The organism is Bradyrhizobium sp. CSA207, assembly GCF_029051685.1.
Taxonomy (GTDB): domain Bacteria; phylum Pseudomonadota; class Alphaproteobacteria; order Rhizobiales; family Xanthobacteraceae; genus Bradyrhizobium.
The window spans coordinates 221,100-236,832 of record NZ_JAACFT010000002.1 but is presented as its reverse complement, the minus strand read 5'-3'; the positions used below and the strand labels follow the sequence as shown (position 1 = coordinate 236,832).

The following is a 15,733-nucleotide window of genomic DNA, read 5'->3' as shown; positions in this document are numbered from 1 at the left end:
GCCAACCGATCAGTCCATCCCAAGGGAGAAACGAGAATGAAGCTTGTTCGTTACGGCGAAAAGGGTGCGGAAAAGCCCGGACTGATCGACAAATCCGGCCAGCTGCGCGACCTGTCGGCGCATGTGAAGGACCTGACCGGCGAGGCCTATTCGCCCGAGTCCCTGAAGAAGCTGGCGGCGCTCGATCCCGCCTCGCTGCCCGCCGTCTCGGGCAAGCCGCGGTTCGGCGCGCCGGTCACCGGCATCTCGAAATTCGTGGCGATCGGCCTCAACTACAGCGACCACGCCAAGGAGACCGGCGCTGCGATACCGACCGAGCCGATCATCTTCATGAAGGCCAACACCTCGCTGTCCGGTCCCAACGATGCGGTCGAGAAGCCGCGCGGCTCGACCAAGCTCGACTGGGAGGTCGAGATCGCCGCGATCATCGGCACCCGTGCCAAATACGTCTCGGAGGCTGACGCGCTGAACTACGTTGCCGGCTACTGCGTCTGCAACGACGTCTCCGAGCGCAATTTCCAGACCGAGCGTCTCGGGCAATGGACCAAGGGCAAGTCGCACGACACCTTCGGCCCGCTCGGGCCGTGGCTCGCCACCAAGGACGAGATCAAGGACGTGCAGAACCTGTCGATGTGGCTCGACGTCAACGGTCAGCGCCGCCAGACCGGCTCGACCAAGACCATGATCTTCTCGATGGCGAAGTGCATCTCCTATGTCTCGCAGTTCATGACGCTGCTGCCCGGCGACATCATCACCACGGGCACCCCGCCCGGCGTCGGTCTCGGCATGAAGCCGCCGACCTTCCTCAATGTCGGCGACATCATCACGCTCGGCATCGAAGGTCTCGGCGAGCAGCGCCAGGAGATCGTAGCGGCGTAGGCCTCGGTCCTCATCCTGAGGAGCGCGCAAAGCGCGCGTCTCGAAGGATGAGCCACGAACACGGTCGCCCGACGTTTGCGCCGGGCGACGAGAGAGCGCCTCCCGTTGCCCATCCTTCGAGACGCGCGCCCAGCGGCGCGCTCCTCAGGATGAGGTCTGTATGTTTCGATAGAGGTCATTACCGCATGAAACTCACCTTCTCCCCCGCCTCGCCCTTCGCCCGCAAGGTGCGGATCGCCGCGATCGAGCTTGGGCTGATCGACAAGATCGAGTTCACGCCAGCAACCGTGGCGCCCGGGCAGGCCAATGAGGACTATTCGCGCATCACGCCGCTGAAGAAGCTGCCGGTGCTGATCACCAATGACGGTGACGTGATTTTGGATTCTTACGTCATCGTCGAATATCTCAACGAGATGGCCGGCGGCAGCCTGATCCCGGATTACGGTCCGCGGCGCTGGAAGGCCAAGACCAATCACTCCCTGATCAACGGCATGCTCGATTCCATGCTGCTGTGCCGCTACGAGAAGATGGTACGACCGCAGGGCCTGCAATGGCAGGCTTGGTCGGACGATCACTGGAACCGGGCCTGGACCGGCATGGCTCGGTTCGAGAACATGCCTGACGTCCTCAATGGCCCGTTCGACATTTCGCAGATCGGCCTCGTTTGCGTGCTCGGCTATGCCGATTTCCGCTTCGCCGATTGCGGATGGCGCAAGGCCTATCCGAAGCTCGATGCCTTCCACCAGAAGATGCTGGAGCGCCCCTCGGTCAAGATCTCGGTGCCGCCGGCAGCGTAAGTCGCGGGAGTACTCATGAGCCTCAAATTCTCGGTCGGCGATCTCACCATCCATCGCGTCATCGAGCAGGAGACGACGTTCCTGCCGGCGCTGGAGATGTTGCCGGGGCTGACACCGGAGGTGCTGGCCGAGAACCGCGCGTGGATGCATGAGGCGAAAGCGCTGGATGAGCAGGATACGCTGATCCTCTGCTTCCAGTCCTATGTGATCCAGACGCCGCATCACACCATTCTGGTCGACAGCTGCATCGGCAACGACAAGCCGCGGCCGCGGCCGAAATGGAACATGAAGACCGATGATGCCTACATGCGCGGTCTCGCCGCGGCGGGCATCTCGGTCGACGACATCGACTTCGTGATGTGCACGCACCTGCACGTCGATCACGTCGGCTGGAATACGCGGCTTCAGAACGGCCGCTGGGTGCCGACATTCCCGAACGCGCGCTACGTGTTCGCCCAGCAGGAGTTCGACTACTGGTCCGCGCAGAATGCGAAGGCGGAGATCGCCCCCTTCACCGACAGCGTGCTGCCGGTGGTCGAGGCCAAGCGCCATGAGCTCGTCGGCAACGATCATCAGATTGGCGATCACGTCCGCATCCTGCCGACACCGGGCCACACGCCCGGTCACGTCGCCTTCACCTTTGGTCGCGGCAAGGATGACGCAGTCTTCAGCGGCGATCTCATGCATTCGCCGATCCAGACGCTCTATCCGGAGATGTCGGTGAAATTCGACCTCGATCAGGCGCAGGCGGCAACGATGCGCCGCAGTTTCCTGGAGCACTATTGTGACACCGACACCCTGTGCTGCACCGCGCATTTCCCGTCGCCATCGGTTGGGAAGATCCGGCGCAAGGGCAGCGGCTTCGTTTGCGCGGCGGTGTAGCGCAACTGCCGTAGGGTGGGTTAGCGAAGCGTAACCCACCACTTCTCTCGCAGCATCAAAAATGGTGGGTTACGCCTTCGGCTAACCCACCCTACGATTTCCGCGCAAGCCCGGCTCACGTCACGGAGGAAACGATGACAACGCTCCCCGACATCCCCCTGCCCGCCGGTATCCGCTCGCGTTACGTCGACGGCATCAATGGCCTGCGCATGCATGTGCTGGAGGCCGGGTTCGAAACCAGGGGGCGGCCCTGCATTCTGCTGCTGCACGGTTTTCCGGAGCTCGCCTTTTCCTGGCGCAAGGTGATGCCGGCACTTGGCCAGGCCGGCTATCACGTGATCGCACCCGACCAGCGCGGCTATGGCCGCACCACGGGATGGAATGCCGATTACGACGGCGATCTCGCGCCGTTCCGCTTCTTCAACCTGGTCCGCGATGCGCTCGGGCTGGTGTCGGCGTTCGGCTACAGGCAGGCTGACGTGGTCGGGCATGATTTCGGCAGCCCGGTCGCGGCCTGGTGCGCGCTGATGCGGCCCGACGTGTTCCGCTCGGTGGTGATGATGAGCGCGCCGTTCGGCGGGCCGCCGTCGCTGCCTTTTGGCACGGCCGACGCGCCGGTCGCGCCGCCAGCCGAGGATTCCGTGCATCGCGAGCTCGCCGCGCTGCCCCGTCCGCGCAAGCACTATCAATGGTACTACTCGACACGCGCGGCCAATGCCGACATGCAGCACGCGCCGCAGGGCGTGCATGATTTCCTCCGCGCCTATTATCATCACAAGAGCGCGGACTGGACCGACAACAAGCCCTATCCGCTGAAATCGTGGTCCGCAAATGAGCTTGCAAAGCTGCCGACCTATTACGTGATGGACGCTGGCGAGACCATGGCGGAGACGGTGGCGAAGGAGATGCCATTGCCGGCCGATATCGCCGCCAATCGCTGGCTGCCGGACAGCGAGCTTGCTTACTACAGTGGCGAATATGCCCGGACCGGATTCCAGGGCGGGCTGCAATGGTATCGCTGCGGTACCTCGGGCGATTTCAACAACGAGCTTCAGCTGTTCAGCGACCGGACCATCGATGTGCCCTCCTGCTTCATCGCAGGCAAGCAGGATTGGGGCATCTATCAGCGTCCCGGTGTGATCGAGGCGATGCAGGCCAAAGCGTGCACGAACATGCTCGGCTGCCATCTCGTCGACGGCGCCGGTCATTGGGTGCAGCAGGAGCAGCCGGCCGAGGTGAGCCAGCTGCTGCTTGAATTCCTGGCGAAGGCCCGCGCCCCCTGATTTGACCGGGGAACCGCGACGTCCTATATAGTTTAGAATTATTCTAAACTACTGAGACAGGGCCGCCGTGAAGAGCTTTGCCGATCTGACCGAACGTGAGGTGCTTGCGGTCGCAATTTCCTCCGAGGAGGAGGACAGCCGCATCTACATGTCCTTCGCCGAGGACCTCAAGGAGCGTTATCCGGACTCGGCCAAGCTGTTCGAGCAGATGGCCGAGGAAGAGCGCGGACATCGCCACATGCTGCTGGAAATGTACGAGCAGCGCTTCGGTCCGCATCTGCCTCCGATCCGGCGCGAGGACGTCAAGGGCTTCCTGCGCCGCCGCCCGGTCTGGCTCACCAAGAACCTGTCACTCGACACCATCCGCAGGGAGGTCGAGACCATGGAGATGCAGGCCGAACGCTTTTACGTGAAGGCGGCCGAACAGGCGGAGGATGTCGGGGTGCGCCGCCTGCTCGGCGATCTCGCCGAAGCCGAAAAAGGCCATGAAGAGACTGCCGCGAAGCTGACGGGGCTGATCCTGAATTCCGACGTGCGCGCGGAGGAAGACCGCACCAGCCGCCGCATGTTCGTGCTGCAATATGTGCAGCCGGGCCTTGCCGGCTTGATGGACGGCTCTGTCTCGACACTCGCACCCTTGTTCGCCGCAGCCTTTGCCACGCACCAGAACTGGCAGACCTTTCTGGTCGGCCTTGCCGCCTCGATCGGCGCCGGCATCAGCATGGGCTTTGCGGAAGCGCTGTCCGACGACGGCTCGCTCACCGGCCGCGGCTCGCCCTGGCTGCGCGGTCTCACCTGCGGCTTGATGACGACGCTCGGCGGGCTCGGCCACACCATGCCTTATCTCGTGCCGGACAGCTGGCCCAATGCGTTCTGGATCGCGACCGCAATCGCAGGCGTGGTCGTGTTCTTCGAACTATGGGCGATTGCCTTCATCCGCGCGCGCTACATGGACACGCCGTTCCTCCAAGCGGTGTTTCAGATCGTGCTCGGCGGCGCCATCGTGTTGGCGGTGGGGATATTGATCGGGGCGGCGTAGTACGCTTCGGCCGTCATGCCCCGCGAAGGCGGGCATCCAGTACGCCGCAGCGTTTCGGTTCCATCTCAGCCGTCTCGGTGTACTGGATCGCCCGGTCAAGCCGGGCGATGACAGCTAGCGAACATATCAATCGCGATCAAACGGCGGTTGCGGCGTTTGGCCAAACTGCGCATCATCCCTCGTAACAAAAGGAGGAGAAGCGTCGTGGCCAAGTCGGAATGGAGCTACAAGAGCGCGGCCGAGCTGTCGGCCGCATTGACCGCGAAGAAGGTTTCCGCGGTCGAGCTCACGCAGGATGCGATCGACCGCATCGAGCGTCACGACGGCAAGGTCAACGCGATCTGCGTCCGGGACTTCGACCGCGCGCTTGCCGCCGCGCGCGAGGCGGACGCGGCGCTGGCGCGCGGCGAGCGCAAGCCGCTGCTCGGCCTGCCCATGACGGTGAAGGAATCCTTCAATGTCGCCGGCCTGCCGACGACCTGGGGCTGGACGCCGCAGAAGGATTTCAAGCCGGCGGAGGACGCGCTGTCGATCGCCCGGGTCAAGACCGCGGGCGGCGTTATCCTCGGCAAGACCAACGTTCCCGTCGGGCTCGGGGACTGGCAGAGCTACAACGACATTTACGGCACGACCAACAACCCGTTCGATCTCGGCCGCACGCCGGGCGGCTCATCGGGCGGCTCGTCCGCCGCGCTCGCGGCAGGCTACGGACCGCTCTCGCTCGGGTCCGACATCGGCGGCTCGCTGCGCGTGCCCGCCTTCCATTGCGGAGTCTACGCGCACAAGCCGACCTACAATCTTTGTCCGACGCGCGGCCATACGCCGCCGCCATTTCCCGCGGTCCCGATGGAGCGCGATATGGCGGTGATCGGTCCGATGGCGCGGAGTGCGACCGATCTGACGCTGCTGCTGGACGTGATGGCAGGCCCCGATCCGTTGGACCTCGGCATCGGCTACAAGCTCGCGCTGCCGGATGCCCGACACGACAAGCTGAAGGACTTCCGCCTGCTGGTGATCGACAACCATCCGTTGCTACCTGTGAACGCCGATATTCGCGGCGCGATCGAGAAGCTGGCGGGACGATTGTCGAGTGCAGGCGCGAGCATCGCGCGCGAAAGCCCGCTGTTTCCCGATTTTACGGAAGCCTCCCGTCTCTACATGCGCATGCTGATGAGCTTTCTCGGCGCCTTCCTCCCGCCGGACATTCTCGCCAGCGCGCATGCCGGCGCGGCGCAGCTCTCACCCAACGACAAGAGCCTTGCTGCCGAGCGGCTCCGCGGCATCACCAGCACCCATCAGGCCTGGGTGTTCGACGAGGGCGCCCGCGCCGGGCTGCGCGCGCAATGGCGGCAATTGTTCAGGACATTCGATGCGGTGATCTGTCCTATCATGCCGACCCCGGCCTATCCGCACGATCATTCGCCAGAACAGGAGAAACGCCGCATCAACATCGATGGCAAGGACCATGTCTATCCGGACCAGCTGGCCTGGCCCGGCATCGCCACGCTGACGGGCCTGCCGGCAACGGCCATTCCGCTCGGCCTGACGAAGGATGGCCTGCCGGTCGGCGTCCAGATCATCGGCCCCTTCCTCGAGGACCGCACGCCACTCAAGCTCGCCGAGCTGATCGAGCGGGAGTTCGGCGGGTTCGTGCCGCCGAAGATGTTTGATGATTAGTGTTCTCTCGTCATTGGGGTGAGAAGGGCACATGACCCGCACACCCTCCGCCGTCATGCTCCGCGAAAGCGGGGCATCCAGTACGCTGCGGCGATAGTCGATACGCACAACTTCTGCCGCAGGGTACTGGATCGCCCGGTCAAGCCGGGCGATGACATCTCAATTGGCTCAGCTATCAAACATGATCACGCTGCGCAGCGTCTTGCCGGCCTTCATGTTGGCAAAACCTTCGTTGATCTCGTTCAGCTTCAGCTTGGCCGAGATCCAGTCCTCCAGGTGCAGCCGTCCGCGTAGATAAAAATCCACCAGGCGCGGCATGTCGACGCGAAAATGGTTCGAGCCCATCGAGGAGCCCTGGATCCTGCGCTCGCGCAGGAAGTCGAAGCCGTGCAGCTCGATCTTCTGCCCGAACGGGATCATGCCGACGATGGTGGCGGTGCCGCCCGCGGCGAGCATGGCGAAGGCCTGCTCGGCAGTTTCCTTGCGGCCGAGCACTTCGAAGGAATGATGCACGCCGCCATTGGTGAGCTCGCGCACCTGCTTGACGACGTCCCCGTCGGCGGGATTGATGATGTCGGTGGCGCCGAGCTTGGTCGCGAGCTGGAGTTTTGCGGGATTGGTGTCGATGGCGATGATGCGGCCGGCACCTGCAATCTGCGCGCCGTTGATCGCAGCCATGCCGACGCCGCCGCAGCCGATCACCGCGACGGTCTCGCCCGCCGTCACCTTCGCGGTGTTCACCACCGCGCCGTAGCCGGTGATGACGCCGCAGCCGATCAGCGCGGCAAGATCGAGCGGCATCTCCTTCCTGATTTTGACGATCGCATTCTCGTGCACCAGCATCTGCTCGGCGAAGGACGAAAGATTGAGGAACTGGTGCAGTTTCTCAGGTTTAGACCACTGCATCCGGTTCGACGCGCCCGGCAGAAGCTTCACCGTGGTGTCGGTGCAGAGCACGGTGCGGCCCGTGGTGCAGTTGTCGCAGGTGCCGCAGAACACCGACAGGCAGGTGACGACGTGATCGCCCGGCTTCACATAGGTAACGTCAGAGCCGACCTGCTCGACCACGCCGGCTGATTCATGTCCGAGCACCGCCGGCAGCGGGTGCGGATAAAGCCCCTCCATGAAGTGCAGATCGGAGTGGCAGAGGCCGGCGACCGATGTGCGGATCAAAACCTCGCGCGGGCCGGGCTTCGGCAGGCTGACATCCTCGATGACCAGCGGCTGGTTGACTTCGTAGAGGACGGCGGCCTTCATCGGTGTTTCCTCGTTTGTTGTTTGTTCGTTGCGTGCGGGACCTTCACCTCTCCCGTCGGGAGAGGTGGGCGCGAAGCGCCGGGTGAGGGGTTACGCTCCATCGTGGGACCTGAGCCCCTCACCCGATTTGCTGCGCAAATCGACCTCTCCCTGTGGGAGAGGTGAAGTGCGCTCGCGGCCGTAGCGAGCCTACGCCGCCAGAACCAGTTCGCCAACCTCGCGCATGCCGGCCGCGCGATCGCCGAGCAGCAGCGCGGCGATCTTCTGCTGCACGGCATTTTCCGTGAGCCGGAACGGATCGTTCGGCAGCACGCGATGATCGATCACGAGACGCGAGAGCAGCAGCCGGCGCGCATCGCCGCGCATGTCGTGAATACGATGCGCCTCCCAGGCCAGCGCGACGGCGCTTGCGACATGGTAGAGCAGGCTGGTGGCGCGTCGCGCATCGGCCTCGTTGTCGGCCTTGCCCGCGACCTCGCGCGCAAAGCCGACGGCGCGATCAACGAGAGTGCGCAGGCGGTCGCGCCAGGCCTGCGGCACCGACGCACTGTCATCGAGACGGGCATGCAGATCGGCGGCGAGTGCGGATTCGGCGCCGTGACGGCCGACGGCGCGTCTCAGCGCATCGATTGCGACGATGTTGCCGGTGCCTTCCCAGACCGAGCCGAGATGCGCATCGCGCAGCAGCCGCGCAGTGGCGAACTCCTCGATATAGCCGATGCCGCCACGCATCTCGAGCGCATCGCCGCAGACCTTTCGCGCATCGCGCGTGGCGCGGAATTTCAGCGTCGGCGTCAGGATACGAAGCAGCGCAGCCGCATCCTGGCTGCCGGCCTCGGCGCGGTCGAGCGCATCCGCCGTGAGGAAGCTCATCGACAGCGCCTGCTCGACCGGCAGCATGATCTTCAGCATCTGGCGGCGGCCGAGCGGCAGGTCGATGATGCGGTTGCCGAACACCACGCGGTTCTTCGCCACCGTCATCGCGTCATGATAGGCGCGGCGCATCAGCGCGGTGGATTTCACGCCGTTGGACAGCCGCGACGAATTCACCATTTCCGCCATCTGCACGAAGCCGCGGTCGAGCTTGCCGACCGCATAGGCGATCGCGCCTTCCAGCTTGATCTCGCCCGAGGCCATCGAGCGGGTGCCGAGCTTGTCCTTCAGCCGCACGATCCGGTAATGGTTCTGCGAGCCGTCGTCGAGAAAGCGCGGCATCAGGAACAGCCCGACGCCGCGCGTGCCGGGTCCGGCGCCCTCGGGCCGCGCCAGCAGCATCACGACCTTGGCGTCGGCGTTCGAGCAGAACCATTTTTCGCCGTACAGGCGCCAATGGTCGCCCTCTTGCACCGCACGCGTCGTCAGCGTGCCGACGTCGGAGCCGCCTTCCTTCTCCGTCATGAACTGGCCGCCCTGGGTCAGCTTGCTCATGTCGGTCTGGGTCAGGCCGTCGAGATATTTTGCCTTCAGCGCCTCGCTGCCGAAATTCGCCAGCAGTTTGGCGCAGCCGTCGGTCACGTTGATCGGGCAGCCCATGCCGAATTCGGTCTGGTTGAACAGAAAGGTGAAGGCGTGTTTCGCCACCACCGGATATTTGTCCGGCCAGCCCATGATGCCCTTGCGAATCGAGAGCGCGTGGATGCCGAACTCGCCGAAGGCGGTCTTCTCCAGCTCGCGATAGGCCGGATGGTATTCGATCCACTGCACGTCGCGGCCGAACTTGTCGCGCTGGTGCAGCACCGGCGGGTGCCGGTCGGCGAGCCGCGCGCAATCGTCGAGCGTGCCGCCGGCAAGCTCGCCGAGCCGATCGAGATGCGGCTCGATGTGGCGGAACAGCGCGTCCGGCAGATGGATGCGCAGCAGATCAGTCAACGCCGGATCGGCGCGGTAGAAATTCATGCCTGACGTATCGGGGGCCAGCAGGCCGGCCTGCCCGCCCGCGTCAATTTTCTGCTGCGCTGTGGCCGGCTTTTGCATGATCGTCCTCGTCGTTTCCGCCGTGCGGTCATTTTGCGCCGCTTTAGCGCTTGCCGCTTGGGATGATGTCGATCATGCTCCAGCCGAGAGATTGGATAAAGCCGCAAATTGTCAGGGCGGCATGATCGCCGTGAAGGAGCAATTCGCTCTGCGGAATTGTGATCAAGCCAACCGGCGCCCCGGCTGGTTGTTTGCGCGGCCCGTGCATAAATCAGCGGCTCCCTGTTTCCGAGAGATCACGCCATGGAACACCCGACATACAAGATCGCGCTCATCGTCGGCGCCGGCGAGGGGCTGAGCGCCTCGCTGGCGCGCCTGCTGTCCGCGCAGGGCATTCGCGTCGCGCTCGCCGCGCGAAAAATCGAAAAGCTCGGCGCGCTCTGCAGCGAGACCGCCGCAAAGGCTTATGCCTGCAACGCGACCGAGCCCGAGGAGGTCGAGCGGCTGTTCGGCCTGGTCGAGCGCGAGATCGGCACGCCCGACCTCGTCGTCTACAACGCCAGCGGCCGCGCGCGCGGGCCGTTCGTCGATCTGGTCCCGGCCGAGGTGGCGCAGGCGATCGCGGTCAGCGCCTATGGCGGCTTCCTGGTGGGCCAGCAGGCGGCCAGGCGCATGCTGCCGAACAAGCACGGCGCGATCCTGTTCACCGGCGCCTCTGCCAGCGTCAAGGGCTATGCGCAGTCGGCGTCGTTCGCGATGGGCAAGTTCGCGCTGCGCGGGCTGGCACAGAGCATGGCGCGCGAACTCTCGCCGCAAGGCATCCACGTCGCGCATTTCGTCATCGACGGCGGAATCCGCAGCGCGGCGCGGACCGAACCTGCGGACAAGCCGGATTCGATGCTCGATCCCGACGCGATCGCCGCGAGCTACTGGAACGTGCTGCAGCAGCCGCGCAGCGCCTGGAGCTGGGAGCTGGAGCTGCGGCCCTGGGTGGAGAAATTTTGAGGCGATGTTTTGAAGCGATAACGTCACAACAACCGTCATTGCGAGCGAAGCGAAGCAATCCAGAAGTTTAACCCTCACCCTGAGGAGCCGCGCTCTTCGCGCGGCGTGTCGAAGGGCGAGGCCACCGGCGGGGCCTTCATCCTTCGAGACGCGCGCAAGAGCGCGCTCCTCAGGATGAGGAGGAGCGAAAGGGCTGGATTGCTTCGCTTCGCTCGCAATTGCGAAAGAGAGGGAACGACATGACCACCGAAACCACCATAGACACCGGCACCAACGAACTGCTCTGCGTCATCCGCGACCGCGTCGCGGTGATCACGCTGAACCGGCCGGAGGCGCGCAACTCGTTGTCCGACCAGCTGACGCCGGCGCTGCGTATGATGATCCGAACCTGTGGCGAAGATCCAGGCGTCGGCGCGCTGCTGATCACCGGCGCGGGCCCAGCGTTCTGTGCCGGGGGCGACGTCAAGGGCATGGGCGCACATCGCGATCCGAAGAAGCTGGTGATGTCGCTTGAAGACCGCGTCGCCGATCTGCAGGAGCGGCAGCGGCTACTCACCGGCGCGCTGGTCTCGGTCCGCAAGCCGACGATCGCCGCACTGCCGGGGCCCGCGGCGGGCGCCGGCCTTGCCATCGCCATGGCCTGCGACATCCGCATCGCCGCGCAATCGGCCTTCGTCGCCACCGGCTATGCCCGCATCGCGCTGAGCGGCGACTATGGCATCGCCTGGCTGTTGACGCGGCTGGTCGGCACCGCACGGGCGCGCGAATTGATGTTCACCGGCGACAAGGTCGACGCGGCGCGCTGCGAGGCGATCGGCCTCGTCAACCGCGTCGTGCCCGACGACAAATTGCAGGCCGAAGCCTTCGCGCTGGCAAAGTCGCTGGCCGAGGGCCCGCGCCTCGCGCTGCGCTACATGAAGGACAATCTCGACGAAGCCCTGCAATTCGATTTCGAGACCGCCCGAGACCACGAAGCCGAACGGCTGATGCGCCTGACCAATACGGCCGATCACAAGGAGGCCGTGCAGGCCTTCATCGAAAAGCGGAAAGCGGTGTTCGCGGGGAAGTAGCAGGCCAGTGGCCCGGATGCAGCGAAGCGAAATCCGGGACGCCTGCGAATGCCGCGCGAATCCTGGATTACGCTTACGCTCCATCCAGGCTACAAAAAAAGCCCGGCTCTGGTTCATCAGGGCCGGGCTTGCAGTGGCGTCAGGCCGAGGCTGAGGGGCTGTCGGCCTGACGGGAAAGACGCCAGCTGGCGCAGGGAATGTCCTTGGGCGCGACCGTGATCTCTTTGTCGAAGCGTACCAGCTTCCAATCGTCCGGATGATTGACGAAAGCGAAGCCGGATTTGCGCGCGAGCGAGATCATAATCTCGTTGGCGCGCAGCGTATCGCCAAACATGTGCTCGGCGCCAAGCGCGGCGGCGCGGCATACGAGATTCCCAAGCAGCGCGGTCGCGATGCCGCGGCCCTGCCAACGGTCGCCAACCGACAGGCCGAATTCGAGTGTCGCGCTCTCCTCATGAAGAGCATAGCGCGCTTCGGCGACGATGGTCTCGAAGCCGTCCACCATCATCGTTGCGACGACCGTGAAGCGTTCGCGCTCGCCGACCTGGAGGAAGTCGTGCAATAGCCCGTTTGGCAACTCGCTGATCGCGCCGAAGAAGCGGTTGTAGCGGGAGCGGGTCGAGAGCGAACGGAAATAGTGCTGGAGCTCGTCGGTGTCGCGCGGCTCGATGAAGCGGACGTTCAGCGCCTCGCCTTGCCGGGTGCGCAACGTGTCCGAATATTGCTTCAGGTCTTCCAGCCGCAGGAGGCTCATGACAAGCGCCTTAAGAAAAAAGGGACCGCCGGCGCCCCTGTGATCAGGCGGCGCCGGCCTGGCGGCCAATCAGGCCCGCCAGAAGGGTTTGTCGGCCTCATAGGCGATGTCGGTCCAGGACAGGCCCACGTCCTGGAGATCGCGGGCGGTCCAGTGGGTCAGCTCGCGCCGGGTGCGGTAGCGCTCATGCCAGATGTGAAGCGTCTCGCCGATCTGGGTGAGCAGCCCTGATGCATGATGATTTGTCATCGAATTGTCGGTCAACGTAGACATTTTCAGCTCCTGGAGCTAAGTTGACAGCTAATATCTGCTCAGCTACGCCCTCCGACAAACGACAATTTGTACTCATTCGCATGAATTAAACTCATATATCCTGCTGCCAAATGACTGCCAGATTGCCGTCTCTGAATGGATTGCGGGCGTTCGAGGCAGCGGCGCGCCATCTCAGCTTCACGCTGGCCGCCGCCGAGCTCAACGTGACGCAGACTGCGATCAGCCATCAGATCCGCAGGCTCGAGGAGGAGCTCGGCCTCCGCCTGTTCATCCGGCAGAACCGCGCGCTGGCGCTGACGCCGGAGGCGCGCGACTATTTGCCGGGCGTCCGCGCCGCCTTCAACGACCTCCGGCTTGCGACCGACCGGCTGCTGCGCAAGGACGACGACAAGGTGCTGACGGTCTCGACCCTGGCCTCGCTCGCCGCCAAATGGCTGCTGCCGCGGCTGACGGATTTCCAGGAGCAGCACCCCGGCATCGACGTCCGCATCACCACTTCGACCAGCCTGGTCGACTTCCAGCGCGACAATGTCGATGCCGCGATCCGCTACGGCCGTGGCCAGTGGCCGGGCCTGCGCGCGGACTGGCTGATGGCGGACGAGCTGTTCCCGGTGTGCAGCCCGTCGCTCTTGCGCGGCGACAACCCGCTGCGTCGGCCGGAGGATCTGAAAAACCATCCGCTGCTGCACACGTCGAACGCCAACAGCGACGACTGGCGGCTATGGCTGACGGCGGCGGGCCTGCCGGCCGACCTTGCCAAGCAGCCCGGCATCACCTTCGATATGATCTTCATGACCATACAGGCCGCGATCGATGGCATAGGCGTGGCGATGGGCCGGACCTCCTACGTCCAGGACGACATCGCCAAGGGCCGACTCGTGGTCCCCTTCAAGATCGCACTGCCGGCCGACGCCGGCTTCTACGTGGTCGCCCCAGATGGTCGGCGCGAAGCGCCGAAGCTGGCCGCGTTCCGCCAATGGGTGGTCGCTGCAGCGCAAAATAAAGCCTGAGAACTCATCAGCTTCCGCGGGGAAATCGGTTGCCGCGCCTCGCGCGAGAAGCCTGATCGTCACGCTGGCGATGATGGCTTCCCCCGACTTCTGGCTGATGTTCGCGTCGCTGCTCGGCATCATCGCAGCCTGGGTCGTCTATCGCAGCGGCGGCAAGACGGCGCCGACTTTATGATGCTGTGGCGGGTCATTAGCCCCATCGTCATTCCGGGGCGCGCGTAGCACGAACCCGGAATCCATTTCTCCGAGCACTCCCGGGGCACGACGGATTCTCTGATGCGCAATTGCGCATCAAAGCTCGATGCTATCGGGCCGCGCTTTGCGCGGTCCCGCCGCATCGCCCCGGAATGACGAGACCCCTACAGCTCCACCACCACGTAGTCGCTCTCGACCTGCACCGGAATTGTCTCGGCGACATACGGTCCCTTCACCACGCTCGCGCCCGGCTCGACATGAGCCGGATACGCCTTCACGCGGAAACGGCGTGGATCGCAATAGGATTGGCCGGTGCGGACGTCGAACTCCCAGCCATGCCAGGGGCAGCGGATGATCTCGCCGAGTTTCGTATATTCGATCTCACCGGGGTCGCTGGATTGCGCGAGACCGATCAGGGGGCCCTCGCACAGCGCCGCGCCCTGATGCGGGCAGCGGTTCATCAGGCCGAAATACTCGCCCTTGATGTTGAAGACCGCGATCGGCCGCCCCTCGATCTCCAGGAATTTGCGCGTCCCCGGCGGCAGCTCGTCGACCGGCGCAATCACGTGCCTTGCCATTAGGAAATGCCGTAGAGCTTCTTGGCATTGCCCAGATAAAACGCCTCGCGATTGGCCTCGCTGACGCCGGCCGGCAGTATGCGCGACGGCTCGTCGTAATCCCAATGCGGATAGTCGGTCGCAAATAGCAGCCGGTCCCAGCCGATCCACTTGATGACGTCGAACAGATCCTCGCGTCGCTCCGGATCCTCCATCGGCTGCGTGGTCCACCACACCTGCTCGCGGATATATTCCGACGGCGGACGCTTCACATGCGGCACCTCGCTGCGCAGCCGCTGCCAGACCTTGTCGAGACGCCAGGCCAGCGACGGCGCCCAGCCGAAGCCGGCCTCGATCATCACCATCTTCAGTTTCGGAAAGCGTTCGAATACGCCTTCGAGCACGAGGCTCGCGAGTGCCGATTGCTGGCACTGCGAATGGCCCACCATCTCCTCGATGTAGTAGCTCGGCCAGCCCGACGGCGTGATCGGGTTGCCGCCGAAACCGAAGGCGTGGACTCCGACCGGCAGGCCCGCTTCTTCCGCGGCCTGATAGATCGGCCAATAGCGGCGCTGGCCAAGCGGCTCGACGTTGCGGCTGAGCAAGAGCACCTGCACGAAATTCTTGTCGCCGGCGCGCTCGCGGATTTCGGCGGCGGCCGCCAGCGCATCCTCATTGCCGACGACGATCGAGGCCTTCAGCCGCTTGTCCTTGCTGGTCCATTTGTCGATCTGCCAGTCGTTGATCGCAGAGCACAGCGCGGCCGATAGCTCGTGATTTCGGATCCCCTGCCCCGTGTTGAGCGGATTGAGTACGCCGAGTTGCACGTTGTTGGGATCGAGCAGCTGTTGCTGCATGAAGGAGAGCGAGGAGCCCTGCGGACCGCCCTCCGGCGGATAGGCATCGCGGCGCGAGGCGTTGGGCTGGGCCTTCGGATAGGGTGGCCCCTCCATCATGCCCTGATAGGCATGGACGCCGTAGACTTCGAGATGATGCTGCCAGCGTTTGGCGAGATAGGGATAGAGCTCGGTGCGGGTGGCGCGTGCCGGGTGGATGTCGCAGTCCGCGATTGCGGTTTTGTCGGTCAGGGGGGAAGCGGCTTCTTGGCTCTCGCGGAACTGGATATTCATCGCCTTGCCTC

At 64.4% G+C, this 15,733-nt stretch carries 15 protein-coding genes; 9 read left to right on the top strand and 6 right to left on the bottom strand.

Annotated elements, in window-relative coordinates; all coding sequences use genetic code 11:
• Window positions 1-36 precede the first annotated feature (36 nt).
• From GWG65_RS02800 to GWG65_RS02775, 6 genes are all read left to right on the top strand, one after another.
• Complete coding sequence (locus GWG65_RS02800; protein ID WP_275193801.1) at window positions 37-879, top strand: fumarylacetoacetate hydrolase family protein; 843 nt, start codon at window positions 37-39, stop codon at window positions 877-879.
• A gap of 185 nt (window positions 880-1,064) precedes the next feature.
• The gene (locus GWG65_RS02795; RefSeq protein ID WP_275193800.1) at window positions 1,065-1,676 is read left to right on the top strand and encodes a glutathione S-transferase family protein; all 612 of its coding nucleotides are present in this window, start codon (window positions 1,065-1,067) and stop codon (window positions 1,674-1,676) included.
• Between the two features lie 15 nt (window positions 1,677-1,691).
• Window positions 1,692-2,558, top strand: a complete 867-nt coding sequence (locus tag GWG65_RS02790; RefSeq protein ID WP_275193799.1) for an MBL fold metallo-hydrolase — start codon at window positions 1,692-1,694, stop codon at window positions 2,556-2,558.
• A 134-nt stretch (window positions 2,559-2,692) separates the two neighbouring features.
• Window positions 2,693-3,841: an alpha/beta hydrolase gene (locus GWG65_RS02785; RefSeq protein ID WP_275193798.1), complete on the top strand. Its 1,149-nt coding sequence runs from the start codon at window positions 2,693-2,695 to the stop codon at window positions 3,839-3,841.
• A 67-nt stretch (window positions 3,842-3,908) separates the two neighbouring features.
• A complete protein-coding gene (mbfA, locus tag GWG65_RS02780) occupies window positions 3,909-4,880 on the top strand; it encodes an iron exporter MbfA (RefSeq protein WP_275193796.1) in 972 nt (323 codons plus the stop codon).
• A gap of 204 nt (window positions 4,881-5,084) precedes the next feature.
• The gene (locus GWG65_RS02775) at window positions 5,085-6,557 is read left to right on the top strand and encodes an amidase (protein ID WP_275193795.1); all 1,473 of its coding nucleotides are present in this window, start codon (window positions 5,085-5,087) and stop codon (window positions 6,555-6,557) included.
• Between the two features lie 168 nt (window positions 6,558-6,725).
• Here GWG65_RS02775 and GWG65_RS02770 read toward each other — a convergent pair whose 3' ends face one another.
• Together GWG65_RS02770 and GWG65_RS02765 are read right to left on the bottom strand one after the other, a co-directional pair.
• On the bottom strand, window positions 6,726-7,814 hold the full coding sequence (locus GWG65_RS02770; protein WP_275193793.1) for a Zn-dependent alcohol dehydrogenase: 1,089 nt from the start codon (window positions 7,812-7,814) through the stop codon (window positions 6,726-6,728).
• A gap of 189 nt (window positions 7,815-8,003) precedes the next feature.
• Entirely contained in the window at window positions 8,004-9,788 is a 1,785-nt protein-coding gene (locus GWG65_RS02765) for an acyl-CoA dehydrogenase family protein (protein ID WP_275193792.1), read from the bottom strand.
• A 243-nt stretch (window positions 9,789-10,031) separates the two neighbouring features.
• Between GWG65_RS02765 and GWG65_RS02760 the strand changes: the two genes are divergently transcribed.
• Both GWG65_RS02760 and GWG65_RS02755 read left to right on the top strand, forming a co-directional pair.
• The gene (locus GWG65_RS02760; RefSeq protein ID WP_275193791.1) at window positions 10,032-10,733 is read left to right on the top strand and encodes an SDR family NAD(P)-dependent oxidoreductase; all 702 of its coding nucleotides are present in this window, start codon (window positions 10,032-10,034) and stop codon (window positions 10,731-10,733) included.
• Window positions 10,734-10,972: 239 nt separating this feature from the next.
• Window positions 10,973-11,803, top strand: a complete 831-nt coding sequence (locus tag GWG65_RS02755) for an enoyl-CoA hydratase (protein ID WP_275193790.1) — start codon at window positions 10,973-10,975, stop codon at window positions 11,801-11,803.
• Between the two features lie 139 nt (window positions 11,804-11,942).
• Here GWG65_RS02755 and GWG65_RS02750 read toward each other — a convergent pair whose 3' ends face one another.
• Window positions 11,943-12,557 carry a GNAT family N-acetyltransferase gene (locus GWG65_RS02750; RefSeq protein ID WP_275193789.1) on the bottom strand — a complete coding sequence of 205 codons (615 nt, stop codon included), beginning with the start codon at window positions 12,555-12,557 and terminating at the stop codon, window positions 11,943-11,945.
• A 69-nt stretch (window positions 12,558-12,626) separates the two neighbouring features.
• Entirely contained in the window at window positions 12,627-12,830 is a 204-nt protein-coding gene (locus tag GWG65_RS02745) for a DUF1127 domain-containing protein (RefSeq protein ID WP_275193787.1), read from the bottom strand.
• 110 nt (window positions 12,831-12,940) lie between these two features.
• On the opposite strand from GWG65_RS02745, the gene GWG65_RS02740 reads away from it, so the two are divergent.
• Complete coding sequence (locus GWG65_RS02740; RefSeq protein WP_275193786.1) at window positions 12,941-13,840, top strand: transcriptional regulator GcvA; 900 nt, start codon at window positions 12,941-12,943, stop codon at window positions 13,838-13,840.
• A 359-nt stretch (window positions 13,841-14,199) separates the two neighbouring features.
• On the opposite strand, the gene GWG65_RS02735 is transcribed toward GWG65_RS02740, so the two are convergent.
• Both GWG65_RS02735 and GWG65_RS02730 read right to left on the bottom strand, forming a co-directional pair.
• Window positions 14,200-14,613 carry a Rieske (2Fe-2S) protein gene (locus GWG65_RS02735; RefSeq protein ID WP_275193784.1) on the bottom strand — a complete coding sequence of 138 codons (414 nt, stop codon included), beginning with the start codon at window positions 14,611-14,613 and terminating at the stop codon, window positions 14,200-14,202.
• Complete coding sequence (locus tag GWG65_RS02730) at window positions 14,613-15,722, bottom strand: amidohydrolase family protein (RefSeq protein WP_275193783.1); 1,110 nt, start codon at window positions 15,720-15,722, stop codon at window positions 14,613-14,615. Before GWG65_RS02730 ends, GWG65_RS02735 begins: the two co-directional genes overlap by 1 nt.
• Window positions 15,723-15,733: the final 11 nt, after the last annotated feature.